The organism is Citrobacter sp. wls829, assembly GCF_005280825.1.
Lineage (GTDB): Bacteria > Pseudomonadota > Gammaproteobacteria > Enterobacterales > Enterobacteriaceae > Citrobacter > Citrobacter gillenii.
The window spans coordinates 177,376-203,635 of record NZ_SZWP01000029.1; the positions used below are offsets into that span (position 1 = coordinate 177,376).

At 53.3% G+C, this 26,260-nt stretch carries 23 protein-coding genes; 8 read left to right on the top strand and 15 right to left on the bottom strand.

Annotated features, from left to right (window positions below; translation table 11 throughout):
* Positions 1 to 14: 14 nt before the first annotated feature.
* Positions 15 to 785, bottom strand: coding sequence for an electron transfer flavoprotein FixA (locus FDW88_RS03405; protein ID WP_137362026.1), 771 nt, complete (start codon positions 783 to 785; stop codon positions 15 to 17).
* Between the two features lie 481 nt (positions 786 to 1,266).
* Between FDW88_RS03405 and caiT the strand changes: the two genes are divergently transcribed.
* The 6 genes from caiT (at position 1,267) to caiE (ending at position 8,384) form a co-directional block, all read left to right on the top strand.
* Complete coding sequence (caiT, locus tag FDW88_RS03410; protein WP_096758349.1) at positions 1,267 to 2,784, top strand: L-carnitine/gamma-butyrobetaine antiporter; 1,518 nt, start codon at positions 1,267 to 1,269, stop codon at positions 2,782 to 2,784.
* Between the two features lie 33 nt (positions 2,785 to 2,817).
* Complete coding sequence (caiA, locus tag FDW88_RS03415; RefSeq protein WP_096758350.1) at positions 2,818 to 3,960, top strand: crotonobetainyl-CoA dehydrogenase; 1,143 nt, start codon at positions 2,818 to 2,820, stop codon at positions 3,958 to 3,960.
* 60 nt (positions 3,961 to 4,020) lie between these two features.
* On the top strand, positions 4,021 to 5,238 hold the full coding sequence (caiB, locus tag FDW88_RS03420) for an L-carnitine CoA-transferase (RefSeq protein WP_137362027.1): 1,218 nt from the start codon (positions 4,021 to 4,023) through the stop codon (positions 5,236 to 5,238).
* A 63-nt stretch (positions 5,239 to 5,301) separates the two neighbouring features.
* On the top strand, positions 5,302 to 6,855 hold the full coding sequence (gene caiC / locus FDW88_RS03425) for a crotonobetaine/carnitine-CoA ligase (RefSeq protein ID WP_137362028.1): 1,554 nt from the start codon (positions 5,302 to 5,304) through the stop codon (positions 6,853 to 6,855).
* A gap of 53 nt (positions 6,856 to 6,908) precedes the next feature.
* Entirely contained in the window at positions 6,909 to 7,694 is a 786-nt protein-coding gene (caiD, locus tag FDW88_RS03430) for a crotonobetainyl-CoA hydratase (RefSeq protein WP_115259493.1), read from the top strand.
* A 93-nt stretch (positions 7,695 to 7,787) separates the two neighbouring features.
* Complete coding sequence (gene caiE / locus FDW88_RS03435; RefSeq protein ID WP_137362029.1) at positions 7,788 to 8,384, top strand: carnitine operon protein CaiE; 597 nt, start codon at positions 7,788 to 7,790, stop codon at positions 8,382 to 8,384.
* 76 nt (positions 8,385 to 8,460) lie between these two features.
* On the opposite strand, the gene caiF is transcribed toward caiE, so the two are convergent.
* The 5 genes from caiF to FDW88_RS03460 form a co-directional block, all read right to left on the bottom strand.
* Positions 8,461 to 8,856: a carnitine metabolism transcriptional regulator CaiF gene (gene caiF / locus FDW88_RS03440; RefSeq protein WP_096758355.1), complete on the bottom strand. Its 396-nt coding sequence runs from the start codon at positions 8,854 to 8,856 to the stop codon at positions 8,461 to 8,463.
* A 273-nt stretch (positions 8,857 to 9,129) separates the two neighbouring features.
* Positions 9,130 to 12,354 (bottom strand): carbamoyl-phosphate synthase large subunit, encoded by a 3,225-nt coding sequence (gene carB / locus FDW88_RS03445; protein WP_137362030.1) that lies wholly within the window; start codon positions 12,352 to 12,354, stop codon positions 9,130 to 9,132.
* An 18-nt stretch (positions 12,355 to 12,372) separates the two neighbouring features.
* Entirely contained in the window at positions 12,373 to 13,521 is a 1,149-nt protein-coding gene (gene carA / locus FDW88_RS03450) for a glutamine-hydrolyzing carbamoyl-phosphate synthase small subunit (protein ID WP_096758357.1), read from the bottom strand.
* A gap of 456 nt (positions 13,522 to 13,977) precedes the next feature.
* A complete protein-coding gene (dapB, locus tag FDW88_RS03455; protein ID WP_115259496.1) occupies positions 13,978 to 14,799 on the bottom strand; it encodes a 4-hydroxy-tetrahydrodipicolinate reductase in 822 nt (273 codons plus the stop codon).
* Positions 14,800 to 15,068: 269 nt separating this feature from the next.
* A complete protein-coding gene (locus tag FDW88_RS03460; protein ID WP_115259497.1) occupies positions 15,069 to 15,701 on the bottom strand; it encodes an alanyl-tRNA editing protein in 633 nt (210 codons plus the stop codon).
* 92 nt (positions 15,702 to 15,793) lie between these two features.
* On the opposite strand from FDW88_RS03460, the gene FDW88_RS03465 reads away from it, so the two are divergent.
* Complete coding sequence (locus tag FDW88_RS03465; protein WP_137362031.1) at positions 15,794 to 16,702, top strand: LysR family transcriptional regulator; 909 nt, start codon at positions 15,794 to 15,796, stop codon at positions 16,700 to 16,702.
* Here FDW88_RS03465 and rihC read toward each other — a convergent pair whose 3' ends face one another.
* From rihC to FDW88_RS22655, 7 genes are all read right to left on the bottom strand, one after another.
* Complete coding sequence (gene rihC / locus FDW88_RS03470; protein WP_096759472.1) at positions 16,703 to 17,617, bottom strand: ribonucleoside hydrolase RihC; 915 nt, start codon at positions 17,615 to 17,617, stop codon at positions 16,703 to 16,705.
* Positions 17,618 to 17,682: 65 nt separating this feature from the next.
* Positions 17,683 to 18,633: a 4-hydroxy-3-methylbut-2-enyl diphosphate reductase gene (gene ispH, locus FDW88_RS03475; RefSeq protein ID WP_137362032.1), complete on the bottom strand. Its 951-nt coding sequence runs from the start codon at positions 18,631 to 18,633 to the stop codon at positions 17,683 to 17,685.
* Between the two features lies 1 nt (position 18,634).
* Positions 18,635 to 19,084, bottom strand: coding sequence for an FKBP-type peptidyl-prolyl cis-trans isomerase (fkpB, locus tag FDW88_RS03480; protein ID WP_115259500.1), 450 nt, complete (start codon positions 19,082 to 19,084; stop codon positions 18,635 to 18,637).
* Between the two features lie 117 nt (positions 19,085 to 19,201).
* The gene (gene lspA / locus FDW88_RS03485) at positions 19,202 to 19,699 is read right to left on the bottom strand and encodes a signal peptidase II (RefSeq protein WP_096758363.1); all 498 of its coding nucleotides are present in this window, start codon (positions 19,697 to 19,699) and stop codon (positions 19,202 to 19,204) included.
* Positions 19,699 to 22,515: an isoleucine--tRNA ligase gene (gene ileS / locus FDW88_RS03490; protein WP_137362033.1), complete on the bottom strand. Its 2,817-nt coding sequence runs from the start codon at positions 22,513 to 22,515 to the stop codon at positions 19,699 to 19,701. The genes lspA and ileS overlap by 1 nt, the downstream gene beginning before the upstream one ends.
* A gap of 37 nt (positions 22,516 to 22,552) precedes the next feature.
* Positions 22,553 to 23,491 (bottom strand): bifunctional riboflavin kinase/FAD synthetase, encoded by a 939-nt coding sequence (gene ribF / locus FDW88_RS03495; protein WP_115259502.1) that lies wholly within the window; start codon positions 23,489 to 23,491, stop codon positions 22,553 to 22,555.
* Between the two features lie 7 nt (positions 23,492 to 23,498).
* Positions 23,499 to 23,714, bottom strand: coding sequence for a DUF2575 family protein (locus FDW88_RS22655; protein WP_096758366.1), 216 nt, complete (start codon positions 23,712 to 23,714; stop codon positions 23,499 to 23,501).
* A 105-nt stretch (positions 23,715 to 23,819) separates the two neighbouring features.
* On the opposite strand from FDW88_RS22655, the gene rpsT reads away from it, so the two are divergent.
* Entirely contained in the window at positions 23,820 to 24,083 is a 264-nt protein-coding gene (gene rpsT, locus FDW88_RS03505; RefSeq protein WP_003018940.1) for a 30S ribosomal protein S20, read from the top strand.
* 59 nt (positions 24,084 to 24,142) lie between these two features.
* On the opposite strand, the gene nhaR is transcribed toward rpsT, so the two are convergent.
* Together nhaR and nhaA are read right to left on the bottom strand one after the other, a co-directional pair.
* Entirely contained in the window at positions 24,143 to 25,042 is a 900-nt protein-coding gene (nhaR, locus tag FDW88_RS03510) for a transcriptional activator NhaR (protein WP_115259503.1), read from the bottom strand.
* A gap of 38 nt (positions 25,043 to 25,080) precedes the next feature.
* Positions 25,081 to 26,247 carry a Na+/H+ antiporter NhaA gene (gene nhaA / locus FDW88_RS03515; RefSeq protein WP_115259504.1) on the bottom strand — a complete coding sequence of 389 codons (1,167 nt, stop codon included), beginning with the start codon at positions 26,245 to 26,247 and terminating at the stop codon, positions 25,081 to 25,083.
* Between the last annotated feature and the right edge of the window lie 13 nt (positions 26,248 to 26,260).

Below are 26,260 nucleotides of genomic sequence, written 5' to 3' on the forward strand. Positions count from 1 at the left end.
ACATCCCCTGATAATTAAATGATTTTGCGCAGGTTCTCGACAAACGCGGCAATCTGTTCTTCACCGTCACCTTCAATCACAACGCGCTGACGCTCGCGTTGCTTCGGTGCAGCAACCTGTTGGGCGGAATACACATCCACGCTATTTAGCGCAATATCCGCTGGCGACCAGACCTGAACCGGTTTTTTCGCCGCGCCAAGAATGGCTTTCATGGAAGGGATTTGTGGGGTGTTGATGTCGGTAGAGACCGCAATCACCGCTGGCAGCGGGATGCTCAGAGTTTCAATTTCATCTTCCAGCTCGCGTTCTACCGTGAGGGTGTTATCCGCCAGTGAGAGGATCTTGCTCACACCGTTAATCGCCGGGATATTCAATGCTTCGCCCACCAGCAGACCGACCTGCTGGGCATAAAGATCGGAAGATCCATCACCGCAGATAATCAGATCAAAACCGGATTTTTGTGCCGCGGCAGCCAGTGCTGTCGCCGTCTGCTGAGGCAGCGCCTGTTCGAATTGATCGTCAATCACCACGATCAGCTCATCCGGACCGCGAGAAAGCACATCTTTGCGCCCTTTAGCATTGGTCAACGCTTTGCCACCCACGCTCAGTGCAACAACCTGAGCCTCTCCCAGCTGCTGTTTTAACTGGCAAGCAGCCTCAATCGCATTCAGGTCGTACTGACTGATTTTGGCATCAGCCTTGCTGAGATCCAGCGAACCATCAGCATTATTAATCGCAATATCCTGTTCGTCAGGCACGCATTTGTAGCAAGTAATTATCTTCATTGCATCTCCAGAAATCATGAAGGAAACGTTATTCATATCGGCCGTGTTAAATACAGATATCACGCTCTTTAATTCGGAAATAAAACATTAATCACCAATATTGAAAATGTCACACATTCATATTCGTAACTTTCAATAGTGTTACGCATCTCAACAATATTGAAAATCACCTGTCAAACATGAAAGTTTTCAATATTGTTTGCTGGTTCAACAATATTGAAAGACAACGACTTATAAAACTTAAAAAACCAACATCAACATACTGATTTAAAACAATAAATAACAAAAAATCCAACAAAATAGCCAGCATAAAAAAGTGTGACACATATAACAGAACCACCGCTAACGAATACCCATTATGAGTTACTCACGGAGGCGCCCCAGAGGTTAAATAGTTATCAACAAATTATTAATAATAAATATACAAAACAGCACAATCGGGAACGCTAAATAAATTTCGTTTTCACACTGGAATTCACTTATGAAAAATGAAAAGAAGAAATCGGGAATAGAACCAAAGGTTTTTTTCCCGCCATTAATAATTGTCGGAATACTTTGTTGGCTAACAGTAAGAGATCTTGATGCCGCGAATGTGGTTATTAATGCGGTATTCAGTTACGTCACCAATGTCTGGGGCTGGGCATTTGAATGGTACATGGTGATCATGCTGTTCGGCTGGTTCTGGTTGGTCTTTGGCCCGTATGCCAAAAAGAAATTAGGTGATGAAAAACCGGAGTTTAGCACCACCAGCTGGATATTTATGATGTTCGCCTCCTGTACATCGGCTGCCGTGCTGTTCTGGGGTTCAATAGAGATTTACTACTATATCTCCACCCCGCCCTTTGCTCTCGCTCCTAATTCTACCGGCGCGAAAGAACTCGGTCTGGCGTACAGCCTGTTCCACTGGGGGCCGCTGCCGTGGGCAACCTATAGCTTCCTTTCTGTGGCCTTCGCCTACTTCTTCTTTGTGCGCAAGATGGACGTCATCCGTCCCAGCTCCACACTGGTACCGTTAGTTGGCGAGAAACACGCCAAAGGGTTATTCGGCACCATCGTCGATAACTTCTATCTGGTCGCGCTGATCTTCGCGATGGGGACCAGCCTCGGTCTGGCTACACCGCTGGTGACCGAGTGTATCCAGTATCTGTTCGGCATTCCGCATACCCTGCAATTAGACGCCATCATCATTACCTGCTGGATCATTCTGAACGCCATTTGCGTGGCCTGTGGTCTGCAAAAAGGGGTGAAGATCGCCAGCGACATTCGTAGCTACCTGAGTTTCCTGATGCTGGGCTGGGTGTTTATCGTCAGCGGTGCCAGCTTCATCATGAACTACTTCACCGACTCCGTCGGCATGCTGATGATGTATTTACCGCGCATGCTGTTCTATACCGACGCTATCGGTAAAGGCGGCTTCCCGCAGGGCTGGACCGTCTTCTACTGGGCATGGTGGGTGATTTACGCCATCCAGATGAGCATCTTCCTCGCCCGTATTTCTCGCGGCCGTACCGTACGTGAACTGTGCTTCGGCATGGTACTGGGTCTGACTGCTTCCACCTGGATCCTGTGGACGGTCCTTGGCAGCAACACGCTGCTGTTGATGGATAAAAATATTGTCAACATCCCACAACTGATTGAGCAACACGGCGTGGCGCGCGCCATCATCGAAACCTGGGCCGCATTGCCGTTCAGCACCGCCACCATGTGGGGATTCTTTATCCTCTGCTTTATTGCCACCGTCACGTTGATTAACGCCTGCTCTTACACCCTGGCGATGTCCACCTGCCGCGAAGTTCGCGACGGTGAAGAACCGCCGCTGTTAATCCGTATCGGCTGGTCGGTACTGGTCGGCGTCATCGGTATTGTTCTGCTGGCGCTGGGCGGACTGAAGCCCATCCAGACGGCGATTATTGCCGGAGGATGCCCGCTGTTCTTCGTCAACATTATGGTCACGCTGTCCTTTATTAAAGACGCCAAAGTGCACTGGAAAGACAAGTAAGTTTAATTAACCCATTACTGAAGAGGCTTGAAGATGGATTTCAATTTGAATGACGAGCAGGAACTGTTTGTCGCAGGTATTCGTGAACTGATGGCCAGTGAGAACTGGGAAGCTTACTTTGCCGAGTGCGATCGTGACAGCGTCTACCCAGAACGTTTTGTAAAAGCGCTGGCGGATATGGGCATCGACAGCCTGCTGATCCCGGAAGAACACGGTGGTCTGGAAGCCGGTTTCGTCACCGTTGCCGCGGTGTGGATGGAATTAGGTCGCCTTGGCGCACCGACTTACGTGCTGTATCAATTGCCGGGAGGTTTTAACACTTTCCTGCGTGAAGGCACCCAGGAACAAATTGATAAAATCATGGCGTTCCAGGGCACCGGTAAGCAGATGTGGAACTCCGCTATCACAGAACCGGGAGCTGGATCGGATGTTGGCAGTCTGAAAACCACTTATACACGCAAAGATGGTAAGGTTTATCTTAATGGCAGTAAGTGCTTTATCACCAGTAGCGCCTATACCCCGTATATCGTGGTGATGGCTCGTGATGGTGCATCGCCGGATAAACCGATTTACACCGAGTGGTTTGTTGACATGACGAAAGCCGGTATCAAAGTCAATAAGCTGGAGAAACTCGGCCTGCGCATGGACAGTTGCTGTGAAATTACCTTTGATGACGTCGAACTGGATGAAAAAGACATGTTCGGTCGGGAAGGTAATGGCTTTAACCGCGTGAAAGAAGAGTTTGACCACGAACGTTTCCTCGTCGCCCTGACCAACTACGGTACAGCAATGTGCGCCTTTGAAGATGCGGCGCGCTACGCCAATCAACGCGTCCAGTTTGGCGAAGCAATTGGTCGTTTCCAGCTCATTCAGGAGAAGTTTGCGCATATGGCGATCAAACTGAACTCCATGAAAAACATGCTGCTGGAAGCCGCGTGGAAAGCAGATAACGGCACCATTACCTCGGGTGATGCAGCAATGTGCAAATACTTCTGCGCTAACGCCGCGTTTGAGGTTGTGGACACCTCCATGCAGGTACTCGGCGGTGTGGGTATTGCGGGCAATCATCGCATCACGCGCTTCTGGCGTGACCTGCGTGTTGACCGTGTTTCCGGTGGCTCTGATGAAATGCAGATCCTGACGTTGGGTCGTGCGGTACTCAAGCAATACCGCTAAGTGGGATGCCGGATGGCGCTTCGCCTATCCGGCCTACAACTAACTGCCAGGAGTTACATTATGGACCATTTACCAATGCCTGCATTTGGGCCGCTTGCCGGCGTACGCGTTGTCTTTTCAGGAATCGAAATCGCCGGACCGTTCGCCGGACAGATGTTTGCCGAATGGGGCGCTGAGGTTATCTGGATTGAAAACGTCGCCTGGGCCGATACCATCCGCGTGCAACCCAACTACCCGCAGCTGTCACGCCGCAACCTGCACGCCCTGTCACTCAATATTTTCAAAGATGAAGGCCGGGAAGCGTTTCTGAAGCTCATGGAAACCACCGACATTTTCATTGAAGCCAGTAAAGGTCCGGCCTTTGCCCGCCGCGGTATTACCGATGAGGTTTTATGGGAGCATAACCCGAAGCTGGTTATCGCTCACCTCTCCGGCTTCGGCCAGTATGGCACCGATGAGTACACCAACCTCCCGGCGTACAATACCATCGCCCAGGCGTTCAGCGGTTATCTGATTCAAAACGGCGACGTTGACCAGCCGATGCCAGCCTTCCCGTACACCGCCGATTACTTCTCCGGCATGACAGCCACCACGGCAGCCCTGGCTGCTCTGTATAAAGTGCGCGAAACGGGTAAAGGCGAAAGTATTGATATTGCCATGTACGAAGTCATGCTGCGTATGGGCCAGTACTTCATGATGGATTACTTCAACGGCGGTGAAGTTTGCCCGCGTATGACCAAAGGTAAAGACCCCTACTACGCCGGTTGCGGCCTGTATAAATGCGCCGACGGCTACATCGTGATGGAGCTGGTTGGCATTACGCAAATCAACGAATGCTTTAAGGATATTGGTCTGGCGCACATTCTCGGAACGCCAGAAGTTCCGGAAGGCACACAGCTCATCCATCGTGTTGAGTGTCCGTACGGCCCGTTAGTCGAAGAGAAACTGGATGTCTGGCTGGCAGAACACACTATTGCAGACGTTCAGGCGCGCTTTGCCGAACTGAATATCGCCTGCGCGAAAGTACTGACGATCCCGGAACTGGAAGACAACCCGCAGTACGTAGCCCGTGAATCTATTACCCAGTGGCAAACGATGGATGGTCGCACCTGTAAAGGACCCAACATCATGCCAAAATTCAAAAATAACCCAGGGAAAATCTGGCGTGGCATGCCGTCACACGGCATGGATACCGCCGCCATTCTGAAAAATATCGGTTACAGCGAAGCAGACATTAATGAGCTGGTCGGCAAAGGCCTGGCCAGGGTTGAGGATTAAACGCGATGCGCTGACCGGCTTTGCGGGTTAGCGCTCACGCCTGATTTCAGTGGATAAGGTAAAATGGATATCGTTGGCAGACAAAACTTACGTCAGATGTGGGACGACCTGGCCGGGGTTTACGGAGATAAAGCAGCACTTATTTTCGAATCCTGCGAAGGAAACGTTCGGCAGTTTAGCTATGCCTCACTTAATGAAGAGATTAACCGTACGGCGAACCTTTTTCATTCATTGGGCATACGCAAAGGCGATAAGGTCGCATTACATCTGGATAACTGCCCGGAGTTCATTTTTTGCTGGTTTGGGCTGGCAAAAATTGGCGCCGTGATGGTACCGATTAACGCCCGCTTGCTGGGGGAAGAAAGCGCCTGGATCCTGCAAAACAGCCAGGTCAGCCTGCTGGTCACCAGCGCTCAGTTTTATCCAATGTACCGCCAGATAAAACGGGAAAATACCACCCCGCTCAATCACATTTGTCTTATCAGCGAGCAGGTTCCGGCTGACGATGGCGTGAGCCATTTTTCTCAGCTCAAGGACCAGCAGCCGACAACGCTGTGCTATACACCACCGTTATCCACTGATGACACGGCAGAAATTCTGTTTACCTCAGGCACCACCTCACGTCCCAAAGGGGTGGTGATTACTCACTATAACCTGCGTTTTGCCGGTTACTACTCCGCCTGGCAGTGCGCCCTGCGCGATGACGACGTCTACCTGACGGTCATGCCCGCTTTCCATATTGACTGCCAGTGTACGGCAGCCATGGCGGCTTTTTCCGCAGGCAGTACCTTTGTGCTGATAGAGAAATACAGCGCCCGGGCCTTCTGGGACCAGGTACGTAAATATCAGGCGACGGTGACGGAATGCATTCCGATGATGATCCGCACCCTGATGGTACAGCCCGCAAGCCCGACTGACAGGCAGCACAAGCTGCGCGAAGTGATGTTCTACCTCAATTTATCGGTGCAGGAAAAAGATGATTTTATCACGCGCTTTGGCGTTAGGCTGCTGACCTCCTACGGCATGACGGAAACCATCGTCGGTATTATTGGTGACCGCCCCGGTGACCAACGGCGCTGGCCTTCCATTGGCCGCGTGGGCTTTAGCTATGAAGCCGAAATCCGCGACGATCATAATCAGCCGTTACCTGCCGGAGAGATTGGCGAAATCTGCATTAAAGGCGTGCCGGGTAAAACGATATTTAAAGAGTACTACGCACAGCCACAGGCCACGGCCAACGCGCTGGAGCCGGACGGCTGGTTGCATACCAGTGATTCCGGCTACCGGGATGAAGACGGCTTTTTCTATTTCGTTGACCGGCGCTGCAACATGATTAAACGCGGTGGGGAAAATGTTTCCTGCGTCGAGCTGGAAAATATAATCGCTGCTCACCCTAAAATTCAGGACATTGTCATTGTCGGTATTAAAGACGCTATCCGCGATGAGGCGATTAAAGCCTTTATCGTATTGAATGAGGGCGAAACATTAAGCGAAGCGGAATTTTTCAGTTTCTGCGAAGGCAATATGGCGAAGTTTAAGGTTCCCTCGTTTTTGGAGATAAGAACCGACCTGCCGCGTAATTGTTCCGGAAAAATAATCAAAAAAAATCTGAAATAAATCCTCCGCCAGGAATGCCTCCTGTCGGCAAATCTATTTTTTGGAGATGAGCTATGAGTGAATCATTACATCTGACCCGTAACGGCCCGATTCTGGAAATTACATTAGACAGGCCCAAAGCGAATGCCATTGACGCCAAAACCAGTTTTGCCATGGGTGAGGCTTTTCTTCATTTCCGCGATGACCCGGAATTGCGCGTGGCGATTATCACCGGCGGCGGCGAGAAATTCTTTTCTGCCGGCTGGGACCTAAAAGCGGCAGCAGAAGGTGAAGCGCCGGATGCCGATTTTGGTCCCGGCGGTTTTGCCGGTTTAACGGAAATATTTGATCTCGACAAGCCGGTCATCGCCGCAGTAAACGGCTATGCCTTCGGCGGCGGATTCGAGCTAGCGCTGGCGGCAGATTTTATCATCTGTGCGGAAAACGCCAGCTTTGCGCTACCGGAAGCCAAGCTTGGTATCGTGCCAGACAGCGGCGGCGTGCTGCGTCTGCCGAAGCTGCTGCCGCCTGCTATCGTCAACGAAATGGTGATGACCGGCAGACGAATGAGCGCCGAAGAAGCACTGCGCTGGGGGATTGTGAACCGCGTCGTCAGCCAGGTTGAACTGATGGACAGCGCCCGCGAACTGGCGCAGCAGCTGGTGAATAGCGCCCCGTTGGCCATCGCCGCGCTGAAAGAGATTTACCGCGCGACCAGCGAAATGCCGGTAGAAGAAGGCTACCGCTACATCCGCAGCGGCGTGCTGAAGCATTACCCATCCGTACTGCACTCTGAGGATGCGCTCGAAGGACCGCAGGCATTTGCTGAAAAACGCGATCCGGTGTGGAAAGGTCGTTAATGTGCTGAGGCCGGATGGCGCTTTGCTTATCCGGCCTACAAAAAATGCACACTCGTAGGCCGCGTTATCCGGCAAAAACAACTGAGGAATATCGTGAGTTATTATGCGTTTGAAGGCCTGATCCCGGTGGTACACCCACAGGCGTATGTCCATCCTAGCGCAGTGCTGATTGGCGATGTGATCGTCGGTGCTGGCGTATATATCGGTCCTCTTGCCTCGCTGCGCGGCGACTATGGCCGCCTGATCCTTGAAGCAGGCTCGAATCTTCAGGATGGTTGCATCATGCACGGCTACTGTGATACCGACACCATCGTGCATGAGAATGGACACATCGGACATGGTGCAATCCTGCACGGCTGCGTCATTGGCCGGGACACGCTGGTTGGCATGAACAGCGTCATAATGGACGGCGCAACAATTGGCGAAGAGAGCATTGTCGCCGCCATGAGCTTTGTTAAAGCCGGATTTACCGGCGAGGCAAGGCAAATGCTGGTCGGTTCACCTGCCCGCGTGCTGCGAGAGGTGACAGACCAGGAGCTGCACTGGAAGCGGCTGAACACCAAAGAGTATCAGGATCTCGCGGTTCGCTGTCGGGTAGGGTTACGCGAAACACAGCCGTTAACGCAGATTGATAAAAACCGCCCGCGTCTGAAAGGCACAACGGATGTGAAGCCCAAATCAGCACAGTAATTGATGCCGGATGCGCTCACGCTTATCCGGCCTACGGGTCAATTACCGTTTATGCCGCCATCAGGCAAACTTACAATTAGCGACGCATACTTTTTGACAGCATCATCTGCCATTTCTGCTCGCGATTAAGCTCTGTTGGCGGTACAGCCGACATACGCGGCATTTTCCCTACGCTCACTTTTTTATCCTGCAAATTGTGATTCAATCTGCTGTAGAGATGAGAATCAATACTCACGACTTTCACCAGACGCTGGCACTGACAGCCCCGGCCTGCAATCTGGTTAGGGATCATCTTAACTTCACAAACAATTTCTCCCACCTCAGACAGAATATAGGAGAGCGTATTAATTGCTTTGCAGTGTTCAATATTAAAATGGAGGGAGATTTCTTTTGCCGTGACCCAACGATCTTCAGCCCTGATCCAATCGGCAATTAACAAATAAAGCGGTCTTTCAACATATTCTTCACACATAAGCACACCATTTCACAAATTAAAAATCTGGCTACGGCCTGTCTGGATAAATAAAAACAAAGCCCTATTAAAATTGTGTATATGAGAGATAGTATGCGACTTGAATGTTGATTAGTGTGAGCAACATCTTGCTTATTACATTGAAAATGTGGTTATCACAGCGCTATTTGCCTGTAATGACCTTAATAGATAAAAAAAACGGTTTCTTTACAGAAACCGTTTCTTATTAAATTGCAGACCCGACCCGCTCAGAAGCAGGTGGGTCATTGTCGATTACTTCGCGATCTGTGCGTGCATTTCCTGAACGGAGGTCACCTTCTCGGTAGCATCCGCATTCAGCGCCATCGCCGTGGCGAAACCGCCGTTTAGCGTGGTGTCATAATGAACTTTGTACTGCAGCGCGCTGCGGCGAATCAGCTTGGAGTCTTCAATCGCCTGACGACCTTCAGTGGTGTTGATGATATAGGTATATTCGCCATTCTTGATACGGTCCTGAATATGCGGACGACCTTCATGCACCTTGTTTACCAGACGCGGGTTGATACCGGCTTCCCCCAGTACAATTGCCGTACCGTGGGTGGCGTCCAGCTCGAAACCAAACTTCAGCAGCTTCGCCGCCAGGTCAACGACGCGCTCTTTATCGCCTTCACGCACGGAGAGCAATGCGCGGCCCTGTTTCTTCATGGTGGAGCTGCTGCCCAGCTGCGCCTTGGCGAATGCTTCCGCAAAGGTGCGGCCTACGCCCATCACTTCGCCGGTAGAGCGCATTTCTGGCCCTAACAGGGGGTCAACGCCCGGGAACTTGTTGAACGGCAGCACCACTTCCTTCACCGAGTAGTACGGCGGGATAATTTCCTTGGTGACGCCCTGCTGTGCCAGCGTTTGACCGACCATCACGCGCGCCGCCACTTTTGCAAGCGGTACGCCGGTGGCTTTGGAGACAAACGGTACGGTACGCGCCGCACGCGGGTTGACTTCAATCAGGTAAACTTCGTTGTTCTTCACCGCAAACTGGACGTTCATCAAACCACGAACCTGCAGTTCGAAGGCCAGTTTCTGCACCTGCTGGCGCATCACGTCCTGAATTTCCTGGCTCAGCGTGTAGGCTGGCAGGGAACACGCGGAGTCACCGGAGTGAACGCCCGCCTGCTCAATGTGCTCCATGATGCCGCCAATCAGCACCCTTTCGCCGTCGCAGATAGCGTCCACGTCCACTTCTACTGCGTCATCCAGGAAGCGGTCCAGCAGCACCGGCGCGTCGTTGGAGACGCTGACCGCGGTCTGGAAGTAGCGACGCAGGTCGGCTTCGTCGTACACAATTTCCATTGCCCGACCGCCAAGCACGTAGGACGGGCGCACCACCAGCGGGTAGCCAATCTCTTTTGCCTTCTCGACCGCCATTTCAATGGCGGTAACGGTGGCGTTGGCCGGTTGTTTTAGCTTCAGACGGTCAACCGCCTGCTGGAAACGCTCACGGTCTTCAGCGCGGTCAATCGCGTCCGGGCTGGTGCCGATAACCGGCACGCCTGCGGCTTCCAGCGCACGCGCCAGCTTCAGCGGAGTCTGCCCGCCGTACTGCACGATAACGCCTTTCGGCTTCTCGATACGCACGATTTCCAGCACGTCTTCGAACGTTACCGGTTCAAAGTACAGACGGTCGGAGGTGTCGTAGTCGGTAGAAACCGTTTCCGGGTTACAGTTGACCATAATGGTCTCGTAACCGTCTTCGCGCAGCGCCAGCGACGCATGTACGCAGCAGTAATCGAATTCGATACCCTGACCGATACGGTTCGGACCACCGCCCAGCACCATAATTTTGTCGCGATCCTGAGTCGGGTTCGCTTCGCACTCTTCTTCATAGGTGGAGTACATGTAGGCAGTGTCGGTGGAGAATTCTGCGGCGCAGGTATCCACACGCTTATAAACCGGGTGCAGCTTATACTGTTCGCGCAGTTTGCGGATTTCCGCTTCGCGCACGCCAGCCAGTTTTGCCAGACGCGCATCGGCAAAGCCTTTACGCTTGAGCTGGCGCAGGAAATCAGCGTCGAGGCCGTTAATCCCCAGCTCTGCAACTTTTTCTTCCAGACGCACCAGTTCTTCAATCTGTACCAGGAACCAGCGGTCAATGTTGGTCAGGTTGAAGACGCCATCAACGGACAGACCAGCACGGAACGCATCGGCGATGTACCAGATACGCTCAGCGCCTGCATCTTTCAGCTCGCGACGAATTTTGGTCAGCGCTTCCGGGTCATCCAGGCTCACTTTCGGGTCGAAACCGGTGGCGCCCACTTCCAGACCGCGCAGCGCTTTTTGCAGCGATTCCTGCTGTGTGCGGCCAATCGCCATCACTTCGCCGACGGACTTCATCTGCGTCGTCAGACGGTCGTTAGCACCGGCAAACTTCTCGAAGTTAAAGCGCGGGATCTTAGTCACAACGTAGTCGATAGACGGTTCGAACGACGCCGGGGTGCGACCACCGGTGATGTCGTTCATCAGCTCATCGAGGGTATAACCGACCGCCAGTTTCGCCGCCACTTTGGCAATCGGGAAACCGGTCGCTTTCGAGGCCAGCGCCGAGGAGCGGGAAACGCGTGGGTTCATTTCAATGACAATCAGGCGGCCGTTTTTCGGGTTCACCGCAAACTGCACGTTAGACCCGCCGGTTTCTACGCCGATTTCACGCAGTACCGCCATCGAGGCGTTACGCATGATTTGATATTCTTTGTCGGTCAGCGTCTGGGCAGGTGCCACGGTAATGGAGTCACCGGTATGAATGCCCATGGCGTCGAAGTTTTCGATGGAGCAGACAATAATGCAGTTATCATTTTTGTCACGTACCACTTCCATCTCGTACTCTTTCCAGCCAATCAGCGATTCATCAATCAGCAGCTCTTTCGTTGGGGAAAGATCCAGACCGCGTTCGCAAATCTCTTCAAACTCTTCGCGGTTATAGGCAATACCGCCGCCGGTACCGCCCATGGTGAAGGACGGGCGGATGATGCACGGGAAGCCGACGTCAGCGGCAACCGCCAGCGCTTCTTCCATGGTGTGGGCGATACCAGAACGCGCGGTGTCGAGATCGATTTTCTTCATTGCGATGTCGAAGCGACGGCGATCTTCTGCTTTATCAATCGCATCGGCGGTGGCACCAATCATGGTCACACCGAACTCTTCAAGTACGCCCTGACGCTCCAGCTCCAGCGCGCAGTTCAGCGCCGTCTGGCCGCCCATGGTAGGCAGTACCGCATCCGGGCGCTCTTTTTCGATAATTTTGCGTACCACTTCCCAGTGAATTGGCTCGATGTAAGTGGCATCGGCCATTTCCGGGTCGGTCATGATGGTCGCCGGGTTGGAGTTGACCAGAATAACGCGGTAACCCTCTTCACGCAGGGCTTTACACGCCTGCGCGCCGGAATAGTCAAACTCACACGCCTGGCCGATAACAATCGGACCCGCGCCCAGAATCAGGATACTTTTTATGTCTGTACGTTTTGGCATGGCTCTTTTAACTCCTGATTATTTCGCGGACTGACGGTATTGCTCAATTAACTCGATAAAGTGGTCGAACAGCGGCGCAGCATCGTGCGGCCCCGGGCTCGCTTCAGGGTGGCCCTGGAAGCTAAACGCCGGTTTGTCGGTGCGATGGATACCCTGCAGGGTGCCATCGAACAGTGATTTGTGTGTGACGCGCAAGGTAGCAGGCATCGAGGCTTCATCCACCGCAAAACCGTGGTTCTGCGCGGTAATCATCACGGTGTTGTTATCGATATCTTTCACCGGATGGTTGCCGCCGTGGTGGCCAAACTTCATCTTGATGGTCTTCGCACCGCTCGCCAGCGCCAGCAGCTGATGGCCGAGACAGATGCCAAACACCGGAATATCGGTTTCGAGGAATTTCTGAATCGCGGCAATCGCGTAGTCACACGGTGCCGGGTCGCCAGGACCGTTGGACAGGAAGATACCGTCCGGATTCATCTTTAATACGTCTTCTGCGGAGGTCTGCGCAGGCACAACCGTCAGGCGGCAGCCGCGGTCCACCAGCATACGCAGAATGTTGCGTTTCGCGCCGAAATCGTAGGCAACAACGTGGAACGGGAGTTCTTCAGCGGATTTTGCTTCCGGCAGGTCGCCTTCCAGCGTCCAGCTTCCCTGTGTCCAGCCATACGGTTCTGCCGTAGTGACTTCTTTCGCCAGATCCATGCCGTTTAGGCCCGGGAAGGCTTTCGCTTTTTCCAGCGCCAGCTGTGCATCCAGGTTATCCCCTGCGATGATGCAGCCGTTCTGAGCGCCTTTCTCGCGCAACAAACGGGTCAGCTTACGGGTATCAATATCGGCAATCGCCACGATGTTATGGCGCTTCAGGTAAGAAGAGAGGTCTTCGGTATTGCGGTAATTGCTGGCAATCAGCGGCAGGTCGCGGATGACCAGACCTTGCGCATGTACCTGAGAAGATTCTGCATCGGCTTCATTGGTGCCGACATTGCCGATATGAGGATAAGTAAGGGTGACGATTTGGCGGGAATAGGAAGGATCAGTGAGGATTTCTTGATAACCGGTCATTGAAGTATTGAAAACGACTTCCCCAACCGCCGAACCTGTTGCCCCTATGGCCCGACCGTGAAACTGGGTTCCGTCTTCCAGAACCAATAGCGCTGACTTAATCAAAACACCCTCCAGAGAATATTCACTCACTTTATTTGCATATTAATTCATTAACACAGTATGAATCAATGCAAATTTGCTTACCTATGGATTTCTGGCAAACGGCGGCATTCTAGAGACAGCCCGGGGAAAAGTCTACCCAAAAGGGGATTTTTTATTATTATTTTACGCCACTGGGACAAATCATGTGATTTAACAGGCAAAAAGATCAGCTAAGTAACGGTAGAAAACGCTTGCGGGAGGTCAAGAATGTAAAAATGAATCATGACAGACAAAAAAGTGGACCATTTGGTCAAAATTTACATTGAGGCAACAAAAACACATTACAAAACATCTTAAAATAAGTATTTTAATTGAAAATTATAAAAACAATGGAAAAATAAAAGGGCAATAAAATATTGCCCTATGTAATCAATAAATTATGATTACCATAACCACATCACGAAGGGTAATAAAACCTTATAAACTGCCTAAATCAAGCACATCTTTCATATCAAAAAGACCGTTTGACTTACCTTTCAACCACATCGCCGATCTTACCGCACCGTTGGCAAACGTCATACGGCTGGACGCTTTGTGCGTAATCTCGATACGTTCGCCAATATCGGCGAACATCGCTGTATGTTCCCCGACGATGTCACCAGCACGCACCGTGGCGAAACCGATAGTGCCAGGCACACGTTCACCGGTGTAACCTTCACGCGAGTAGACGGCACAGTCCTTTAAATCTTTGTCCAGCGCCCCGGCAATCGCCTCCCCCATCGCCAGCGCCGTCCCTGACGGTGCGTCGACTTTATGACGGTGGTGCGCTTCAATAATTTCGATGTCGGTGTAGTCGCCCATCACCTTCGCCGCTTTCTCCAGCAGTTTAAGCATCACGTTCACACCGACGCTAAAGTTGGCGGCAAACACAATGGCAATATCCTGCGAGGCATCGCGAATGGTCTGCTTACCGGCATCATCAAACCCGGTCGTGCCAATCACCATGCCTTTTGCATGCTGCCGACAAAATGCCAGATGCGTCAGCGTGCCTTCCGGGCGGGTAAAATCGATAAAGACATCGAAATCGTCTTTTACCGCTTCGAGGCTGCTCTGAACGGTTACGCCAGATTTTCCAACGCCCGCCAGCTCACCAGCATCGCTGCCCAGTAAAGAGGAGCCATCACGCTCTAGTGCCGCCCCCAGTTGTACTCCTTCCATCGCCATCGTGGCCTGAATTAACTGCCGTCCCATGCGGCCACCGGCGCCTGCAATGGCGACGCGGATTTGTGCATCATGCATAGCTATTCTCTTTTGTTAAAATTGCGTAAATCGTTTTCAGAGTAACCAGCCCGCGACAGGGTCGCCAGCCGAAAACGTCCATAATTAGAAATTAATGATAAACAGAGAGGAATATCAGTAAAAGACATGATTCACCCCGCAGGATGAATCATTGCCGCAGTCGGGGAAAGAAGTCAAACTCGCTCAGAATGGCGACAGACGATAAGAAAAGCACTTTAAAACCCAACGGTAGGTAGCCAATTCGCGTGACCGTTTCTGCCAGCCCATTTTCAGGCCGCTAGAGTATAGCTCACCACCATCTGCCCTTTTTTCAGCTTAACCTGTGTAATGATCACCTCACCCAGCTCGGATAAACGGGCCACGTGCGTACCGCCACAAGGATATCCCGGTAGGTCACCAAAACCGACCTGGCGTAAGCCGCCGTCAAAGGTAATTCGGCGCGCAAGATTGTCGGTCTGCCATTGGCCAATTTTCGCCATCAGTTGTGTCGCTTCCGGCAAAGTGCTGCCCTCACCTATCGCAAAAGTAATGCGCCCTTCATTCGGCCAATGGTGCGCTTTAACCGGTCGCCAACCAAATATTTCACCGGCCTGACCAATCATGTGCCCGGCTGAGTGCAGACGGGCGTGAAGATGGCGGACAGCAGCATCAATATGCAGCGTCGTTTCGCCAGGCGGCAGCGGTTGCGCCACAATATGCACCACCTCTTCACCGCGCGTCATCACGCCTTCAACCGGGACGCCACCGATCGCGCCACTGTCCGAGGGTTGTCCGCCGCCCTGTGGATGAAACAGCGTGCTATCGAGCGTAATCGCATAGCGCCCATCGGGTTCTGCCGTGCAGTGTGTGATCGTCGCATGGCCTCGGGTGTCATCGCTGGTGTAATAAAGACGTTCAGTCATGGTTGTTCTCCTCTTGATGAGCAGAGTATATTCACTTTACCAGCACCGATAATCCCATCAACATTCAATGCATCTTTGCCCGGTACGCACAAATGAATCCCAACCTGCTTCCTGACCTTGCCACCTTTGTGTTGATTGTCGACCAGGGGAGTTTCTCCGCCGCCGCCAAAATATCCGGCGCAACGCCTTCCGCTATCAGCCGCAGCGTCTCGCGGCTTGAGCAGGCATTAGGCAGCAAACTGCTGCACCGCACCACCCGTAAGCTGGCGCTAAGCGAGACCGGGAAGATGGTTTATGAACACGCGCAAGAGATGCTAAACGCCGCGCAAATGGCGGTAGACTCCGGCAGCAGCCGCCAGGCTATTGCCCAAGGGAAGCTAACGGTCAGCGTGCCAAAGGCGGTCGGGCGTTTTGTTATTCACCCTTTAATGGCGGAGTTTTTCACCCGCTTCCCGGACGTGGATGTCTGTCTGAGGCTGGAAGACCGCTATATGGACTTGATTGATGATGGCGTGGATCTGGCACTGCGCATCAGTCAGTCGCCGTCGCCGGGTTTGTACGGCAAGCCGCTGATGCCGGTCAGTCACGTTATCTGCGCCACGCCGGAATATTTGCGCCAGCACGGTACGCCCGATACCCCACAAGCCCTACGCGATCATAGCTGTATTAGCCTTGGCGAAACGCCCGCCGATTCGCGCTGGAAGTTTCGCCGTGGGGATAAAATTGAAACTCTGCAAACTCATGGGCGTTATGCTGCCAACCATACCGGCGTGCGGCTGGACGCGGTAAAGCATCATCTGGGGATTGGCAGCCTGCCGCTGTTTACCGCCCGTGAAACGCTTGCCAGCGGCGAGATTGTCCAGGTATTACCGGAGTGGGAGTTTATCAGCGATTACAGCGGCGATCTGTGGCTCTTATGGACACGCAACCAACACATGCCCGCCAGAATGCGGGCCATGATTGATTACCTTAGCGAGAAATTGCCTCAATCTGGCCGTTGATTATGGCGCGCGTGACAGCACCTCAGCGACCCACTGGCGGAAGCCGTCAACATCCAGCGCCAGCGCGACCTGCGCGTTGGCAGGCTGCCCAAGGCGACCCTCGATATCCACTACCGTCGTTCCCGAGGTGTATTCCCCCTGGGTTTCCACCGCCACAAAGCAGGGCTGGAGCGTGAACAGATCCGGGCGGACCAGCCAGGCAATGGCGCAGAGATCGTGCATACGCAGACCGGTATTCATGCTGCCGCTACGATAATGACTGAACAGCGCGTGCAGCATTTTCCCCGTCTGATTAAGTGCGGGTAATGTTGCTAGGTACTCTGGTGCCAGCATGGCCTGGTTGGTGACATCCAGCCCGCACATGACTATCTCCAGCCCACTGCGAAAGACCTTCGCCGCCGCTTCGGGATCGACAGCAATATTAAACTCCGCATTGGGCGTAAAGTTACCGCGCCCGGCTGAACCGCCCATCATCACCAGGCGGCGAATATTGAATACGCATTCAGGATAGTGGGTAAGCAACAGAGCAATATTGGTCAACGGGCCAATTGCCACCAGCGTAACGGGCTGCGGGGCATGCATCAGCGCATCTCGAATTGCCTGGAAGGCGGGTTTCGCCAGCGGCTGCCGATTGTGTTCGACAAAATCATACCCTGCCATACCGGACTCACCGTGCACTGAAGCCGCATCACGCAGCGGCCGCACCAGCGGCATAGCGGCCCCCTGCGCCAACGGAATATCCGCATTCCAAAAGTGCAGCAACTGCAACGCATTACGGGTCGTTTTTTCCACCGACACGTTGCCTGCCACCGTCGTCATCAGCTGCAGATCCAGCTCGGGGGAAAACAGTGCAGCGGCAATCGCCGCCGCATCATCAATGCCGGGATCGGTATCAAGAATGATCGGTAACCGCATGGTTTCTCCAAAAAAAATGCCAGACGTTAAGTCTGGCATCTTCTCATAATCATGACGCGAAAGAGTTACTCTACTTCACGAACATCCACACGCAGCTCTTTCGGCACTTCGAAAACGATGTTCTCTTCACGGCCTTCCAGTGGGATAGCATCCCCACCACCGAGCTCCTGCAGACGGACAATCACGTTCTGTACCAGAATATCCGGCGCAGAAGCACCGGCCGTCACGCCGACGCACGCCGCATCTTTCACCCAGACTTCCTGGATATCGGTCGCATCGTCAATCAGATACGCGGCCTTGCCCATACGCTGGGCCAGTTCTGCCAGGCGGTTGGAGTTCGACGAGTTTTTCGAGCCGACAACCAGTACCACATCCGCTTGCTTCGCCAACGCACGAACCGCTTCCTGACGGTTGGTGGTGGCATAGCAGATATCGTCTTTGCGCGGCCCAACAATTTTTGGGAAGCGTTGACGCAGGGCATCGATCACATCAGAGGTGTCATCAACCGAGAGCGTAGTCTGGGTCATGAAGGAGAGCTTACCTTCATTTTTAACATTCAACGTCAGAACGTCTTCCGGCGATTCCACCAGGTACATCCCCCCCTGCGGGTTGCTGTACTGGCCCATCGTACCCTCAACCTCCGGGTGTCCGGCGTGACCAATCAGAATCGACTCTTCGCCACGGCGGCTGGCGCGCGCGACTTCCATATGCACTTTGGTCACCAGCGGGCAGGTGGCATCAAAGACCGTCAGATCGCGGCCTTTGGCTTCGTTACGCACGGCCTGAGACACGCCGTGGGCGGAGAAAATCAGGATCGCACCGTCCGGTACTTCACTGATTTGCTCAATAAAAATAGCGCCGCGCTCGCGCAGGCTATCCACCACATAGCGGTTATGCACCACTTCATGACGGACATAAATCGGCGCGCCGTAGATAGCCAGCGCGTTTTCCACAATGCTGATAGCGCGGTCTACGCCAGCGCAAAATCCGCGCGGGTTAGCCAACAGGATCTGCATTTTACGCCTCCAGTGCCGGTTCGACTTCCAGCACTTCAATATCAAAATGAACGGTATGCCCAGCCAGCGGATGGTTGAAGTCAACCGTGATGGAATCACCGTTGATTTCGCGGATAACGCCTGGCATCTCACTGCCGTCCATTGCGGTAAAGAGCATGATAGCGCCAATTTCTGGCTCACCCGCGTCCATAAACTCCCGACGCGAGAAATACTGAATGAGGTCCGGGCTTGATACGCCAAAAGCAGCATCAGGCTCCAGAGCAAAAGTGGTTTTATCGCCCTCTTTTAACCCCAGCAGGTGTTGTTCCAGTCCTTCAGACAGAGAACCGTCGCCCAGGCGAAACAGCGCAGGCTTGCCGTTGCTGCGGGTTGACTCTGCGGTGGAGCCATCGTCGAGCTTTAAGGTGAAGTGCACCAGCACCGCACTGTTACTCTGTACTGATTTAGACATGCAGATTGCTCTTTAAAAGTGCTGCCGCCTGTTTGCCCGGTGGCGCTACGCTTACCGGGCCTACAAGATTCGCAGTAGAGTGTAGGCCGGATAAGCATAGCGCCATCCGGCATATTTTTATGCGGCTTTTTTCTCTTTCGCCGGTAAGAAGCCTTCCAGCACAATCAACGCCGCACCGATACAAATCGCCGTATCGGCAAGGTTGAAGGTGGCGAAATGCCAGTCACCGACGTAAAAGTCAATCATATCCACGACGAAGCCGTGCCACAGGCGGTCAAACAGGTTGCCCAGTGCACCGCCAATGATTAACGCATACGCGATGTTATTCAGCTTCTGCGTCGCCTTCGAGCGATACATCATCACCATTAGAATGACGCAAATACCGATCGCGATACCGGCAAAGAACCACCGCTGCCAGCCACCGCTGTCAGCCAGGAAGCTAAACGCCGCGCCATAGTTACGCGCATAGTGCAGATTAAGTGACGGGAACAGCGACACCGTATCCCCCAGAGCAAAATTCTGGAGGATCAGGTACTTGCTGCCCAAATCAATAATCAGCACGACTACCACCAGCCACAGCCAGCGGAGTCCTGTTGAACAAAGAGGCTGACTCATCAGGCAAACTTACGTTGTTCGCCATCACCGGCGATGTTGCTGACACAGCGTCCGCAGATTTCTGCGTGTTCCGCCACCTGACCCACGTCGGTCGTGTAATGCCAGCAGCGCGGGCATTTCTCGCCTTCGGCTTTGCTCAGAGCAATTTTCAAGCCTTTGAGCAGTTCGCTCTGCTGAGCATCGGCCGCTGCTGCAGCATAGTCCGCAACGGTCGCACCCGAGGTCAACAAAACAAAGCGTAACTCTTCGCCCAGTGCTGTCAGCTTGGCAGCCAGTTCAGGTTCAGCGTACAGGGTCACTGCCGCTTCCAGAGAACCGCCCACTTTCTTGTCTGCACGTGCCTGCTCGATGACCTTGTTCACTTCGCCACGCACTTTCAGCAGCTCGTCCCAGAACGTATCGTTCATCGCTTCGGTATCGGCCAGGCCAAACAGCCCCTGATACCACTCACCGGTGAAGACATACTTCTCGCGGGAGCCCGGCAGGTAGCCCCAGATTTCATCTGCGGTGAAGGACATGATAGGCGCCATCCAGCGCACCAGCGCTTCAGCAATATGGAACAGCGCGGTCTGGCAGCTACGACGCGCCACGCTGTCCGCTTTCGCGGTGTACTGACGGTCTTTGATGATGTCGAGGTAGAACGAACCCATTTCGACGGAGCAGAAACGCATCAGGCGCTGTACCACTTCGTGGAAGTCATAGGCTTCGTAGGCTTTGAGGATCTCGTCCTGCGCCGCTTGCGCACAGCCCACAGCCCACCGGTCCAGAACAACCATCTCTTCCGGTTTCACCATGTCTTTCACCGGATCAAACCCGTTCAGGTTTGCCAGCAGGAAGCGCGCGGTGTTACGGATACGGCGATAGCTGTCAGCAGCACGTTTCAGGATTTCGTCAGAAACGGCCATTTCACCGGTATAGTCGGTAGACGCCACCCACAGGCGCAGAATATCCGCACCCAGCTTGTTCATCACGTCCTGCGGAGAAACGGTATTACCGATGGACTTGGACATCTTGCGGCCCTGACCATCAACGGTAAAACCGTGGGTCAGTACCTGACGGTACGGCGCTTTGCCCTTCATCGCAGTGGAGATCATCAGCGAAGACATGAACCAGCCACGATGCTGGTCAGAGCCTTCCAGATACATATCTGCCGCATGCCCCGAAAACTCAGGACGCACGTCGACGACGGATGAGTGGGTAGAACCGGAGTCGAACCATACGTCCAGGGTATCCGGTACTTTGACGTACTGATCGGCTTCATCACCGAGGATATCTTTGGGATCGAGATCCCACCACGCCTGGATGCCGTCAACTTCAACGCGTTTAGCCACTTCTTCCATCAGTTCGATGGCGCGCGGATGCAGCTCTTCAGTGTCTTTGTGGACAAACAGAGACATCGGCACACCCCACGTACGCTGACGGGAGATACACCAGTCAGGACGGTTGGCGACCATCGATTCAATACGCGCCTGGCCCCAATCGGGGATCCACTGCACGCCTTTAATCTCTTTCAGCGACTGCGCACGCAGGCCTTTCTGATCCATGCTGACAAACCACTGCGGGGTGGCACGGAAGATGATCGGTGACTTGTGACGCCAGCAGCACGGATAGCTGTGCTGCATCTTCTCAACGTGCAGCAGTGCACCTTTTTCAGTCAGCAGCGCCACGACAACATCGTTCGCTTTGAAGACGTTAACCCCATCCAGGGTCGGGTACGTACCCGGCAGATAGGTACCATCTGGTCCTACCGGGTTTGCGACTTCCAGGCCGTATTTCTGACCAATCACGTAGTCATCCGGACCGTGGCCAGGCGCGGTGTGTACCGCACCGGTACCGGCATCCAGCGTCACGTGATCGCCCAGGATCGCCGGAACATCAAAGCCCATGAACGGATGGGTAAAGCGCAGCAGTTCCAGCTCAGCGCCTTTTACTGTGCCCAGAATGGTGTAATCCGCCGCGCCGAGGCGCTGCATCACACTTTCGACCAGGTCTTTTGCCAGAATCACGGCCTGACCGTCAATCTGCACCAGTGCATAGTCAAAATCAGGGGCCAGAGAAATCGCACGGTTAGCCGGCAGGGTCCACGGGGTGGTGGTCCAGATAACCAGAGAGATCGGGCCATTCACGTCAGAAACGCCAAATTTCGCTTTCACCGCATCCTGATCGGCGGCGTGGAACGCAACGTCGATAGACGGGGAGGTTTTGTCGTAATACTCAACTTCCGCTTCCGCCAGCGCGGAACGGCAGTCTACACACCAGTGCACCGGCTTCGCGCCTTTATGCAGATGACCGTTACCGATGATTTTGCCCAGCGCGCGAATGATGTTGGCTTCGGTTTTGAAGTCCATCGTCAGGTACGGCTTCTGCCAGTCACCCAGCACGCCCAGACGGATAAAGTCTTTACGCTGACCGTCAACCTGCGTTGCGGCGTATTCGCGGCACTTGGCGCGGAACTCTGCGGCAGTGAACTTTTCACCCGGCTTGCCGAACTCCTGCTCTACTTTCAGTTCGATAGGCAGGCCGTGGCAGTCCCAGCCAGGGATATAAGGGGAGTCGTAACCGGAAAGCCCTTTGGACTTCACGATAATGTCTTTCAGAATCTTGTTAACGGAGTGACCAATATGAATGCTGCCATTCGCATAAGGAGGGCCATCATGCAGAATAAAGGTTTTTTTGCCTTTTTTAGCCGCACGAATGATGCCGTACAGGTCATCATCGGTCCAACGCGCCAGCATTCCCGGTTCACGCTTGGCGAGATCGCCGCGCATCGGGAACCCTGTTTCCGGCAAATTCAGGGTTGATTTAAAGTCACTCATCAGATTCTCGGTTCCGTATTTAAAACTCGTATAGGCGTTAAGCCGGTTTTGATAGCCCAAAAAATTCGCGGGCAGTTAACTCATCACGCGCAATCTGCGCTTTTAGTTCATCCAGCGAGGCAAATCGCTGCTCGTTGCGTATTTTTTTACGCAGCACGACATCTATATGGCGACCGTAGAGGTCCATTACAACGTCCAGTAGATGCACTTCTAACTGCTGGCGTACACCGGCCACCGTTGGACGGGTTCCGATATTCGCGACACCGGGTAAAGGCGTTTCGCCCAAGCCCATCACCTCAACCGCGTACACCCCTTTAACTGGAGAAACCTGGCGACGAAGCGGTAAATTCGCCGTGGGGAACCCGATGGTCCGCCCTAACTCGTCGCCGTGTACCACCCGTCCTGATATGGTAAACGGATGGCCCAGTAAGCTTTCGGCTAACAGCAGATTATCTTCTGCTAGCGCCTGGCGCACAGCAGTGCTGCTGATTCGCACCCCGCCCTCACAGAAGGTCTGGGTGCTGGTGATATCAAAGCCATACTCCGCGCCCGCTTCCTGTAATAACAAGAAATCGCCCGCGCGGCTAGCGCCAAAGCGGAAATCATCACCTACGGCAAGAAATTGTACGCCAAGGCGCTTCACCAACAGGTCGCTGATAAAGTTCTGCGCCGTTAATGCGGCAAAACGCCGGTCAAAACGCACGCACAGCACGTAATCAACACCACATTCCGCCAGATAACGCAGCTTTTCCCGCAGGCGGGTCAGTCGCGCAGGTGACTTTTCAGTCGCAAACAGCTCCAGCGGCTGCGGCTCGAAAATCATCACCATGACCGGTAAATTTCGTTTGCGCCCTTCTTCCTGTAAGCCCTGCAACAACGCGCGATGACCACGGTGCACGCCGTCGAAATTACCAATAGTCAGCACACACCCATGCGGGGCCTGACTGAGATTATGTATGCCTCGTATCAGCTTCATGTCTGGCTCAAAACAGTGAAAATCGTGAAAGTATACCCTGTACAGCGGTCAAGGTTAACCGGCGATTGGTTCTGCGAAACAGAAAGAAGATTGTTTTCATTGTTATGAAACAAAATGCGGTCCTCCGCTGACCAATCAATTCAACTTTTCTCGTGGAAAAGCTGTATTCACAGCACGCAAGCTGGTAGAATCCTGCGCCATCACTACGCAACGAGTGCTGCAATTTAAACGGCGCTTATTTGCACAAATCCATTGACAAAAGAAGGCTAAAAGGGCATATTCCTCGGCCTTTGAATTGTCCATATAGAACACATTTGGGAGTTGGACCTTGGCTAATATCAAATCAGCTAAGAAGCGCGCCGTTCAGTCTGAAAAGGCCCGCAAGCACAACGCTAGCCGTCGCTCTATGATGCGTACTTTCATCAAGAAAGTATACGCAGCTATTGAAGCTGGCGACAAAGCTACTGCACTGAAAGCATTTAACGAAATGCAACCAATCGTGGATCGTCAGGCTGCTAAAGGTCTGATCCACAAAAACAAAGCTGCACGTCATAAAGCAAACCTGACTGCACAGATCAACAAACTGGCTTAATCGCCTGCTTGCTGTCGCTTTGTGAAAAAACCCGCGTAAGCGGGTTTTTTTATGTCTGTTTACTTACTCCCCGGCGCAAACAATGCCGAGTAGTTAGCATTGCAAATACGCTGCACCGCCGGATGCTGGATCATCCTCTCCGCAAAAATGGCATGGTACTCCTCCATCACATTCTCCACGCGTCCAATCTCAATGATGGAATCATCAGCGTAGAAATTGTTCGAATAGAGCGTAGGGGCGACGAAAATAGCATTGTGCGTAGCGCCAAAGGCTTTCATCAAGGCGGCATCGTCAAACTCCCCGAGGATCTCAACGTTCAGTCCCTGCGAGTTAATCCAGTTCAGCAGCTTGCGTCCGAGCATTGAGCGACGTCCTGGTATCAGCAGGCGACGCTCCTCAAGGCAGGCTGGAAACGGCTTCTCCGGCAGCGGATTGGTGCACCAGAAACTCACGCAACACTCGCCGATTTTTACCGAGAACAGCCCTTCCTGCTGCGTTGAGTCGATTGGGCAGTCGGAGATAATCATATCCAGCTTGTGCTGGCTGAGCTGTTCCAGCAGCATCTCATGCGTGGATTCAAAGCAGCGTAGATGGATTTGTTCATCGTCAACGACGGCAGCGTCGAGCACGCTACTGACCAGCTGTTTAGATAACGCATCCGCCACGCCCACATCGAACAGCAAGTTAGACTCTTTGCGGTAGTTCACGATATCCAGCATCTCCTGGCTTAAAGTGAACATTTTGTCCGCATAACGAAAAACTAATTCGCCTAGCTCACTAGGCTCCAGCCCTCGCCCCTTACGCTTAAACAACTTCCCCTGTAAGCGCTCCTCCAGCGCTTTGATCTGCCCGGTAATGGTTTGCGGTGTCAGATAAAGCGCTTCTGCGGCCCCCACCACCGACCCTTCTTTATACACATGCCAGAAGTAATACAGGTGGTTGTAATTTATATGAGACATACTCTCTCCCTGAAAATTGTCACCAAAGGGTTATCGGCTCAGGCTGACGCGTTTAACCGGGTACGCAGCCAGCTATAACCGATCACCGCCGATAGCAGAGAACCAATCAGGATCCCCAGTTTCGCCCAGTTAATCAGCTCCGGATCAACGTTACCAAACGCCAGGCTGGCGATGAAAATCGACATCGTAAAGCCAATCCCGCACAGAATACCCACCGCCATGATTTGCTGGAAGTTCGTGCCTTCAGGCAGCTGCGCCACCTTGAGGCGTAATGCCAGCCAGCAGAACAGGCTAATCCCCAGCGGTTTACCGATAAGCAGGCCGGCGATAATCCCCAGCGGCAGGATGGAGGTCAATCCGTCCATCGTCACACCCTGCAGTGGAACCCCCGCATTGGCGAAGGCAAACAACGGCAGAATCAAATAGGCCACCCACGGATGTAGCACATGCTCCAGACGTTTCGCCGGAGAACGGCCATGCTTTTCCTTCAACGGGATGAAGAAACCGACAATCACACCCGCCAGCGTCGCATGCACCCCTGACTTCAGCACTGCGGTCCATAGCACGACGCCCACCAGGATATAAATACCGGTACGTCTGACACCACACAGGTTCAACGCCGCCAGAATAAGAATCGCTAATGCGGCAACCCCCAACGACAGCAGAGAGAGATCGCTGGTATAGAACAGTGCGATGATCACAATCGCGCCAAGATCGTCAATAATCGCCAACGCCATGAGAAAGATTTTCAGCGCCAGCGGAACACGGCTACCCAGCAGCGCCAGTACGCCGAGCGCAAAAGCGATATCCGTTGCCGCCGGGATCGCCCATCCTTCACGTGTGATGGGGTCGGCATAGTTGAATGCCAGATACAACAGCGCCGGGACAATCATCCCGCCAATCGCGGCAATCACCGGAAACGCAGCCTGGCGTAAACTGGCCAGCGATCCCTGCATCAGCTCACGCTTAACTTCCAGACCAATCAGCAGGAAAAACACCGCCATTAAGGCGTCGTTGATCCACAGCAGCATATTTTTATTGATCTCAAGCGCGCCGACCCGCAGTTGAACCGGGGTCTCCAGAAAGTCGTGGTACCATCCACTGGTTACGCCGATATTGGCCATCAACATTGCTACTACCGCAGCGATGATCAAAATAATGCCTCCCGAGGCATCGCTACTAAAAAAACGATGTAGATGTTTCACTTTTATTCTCTCT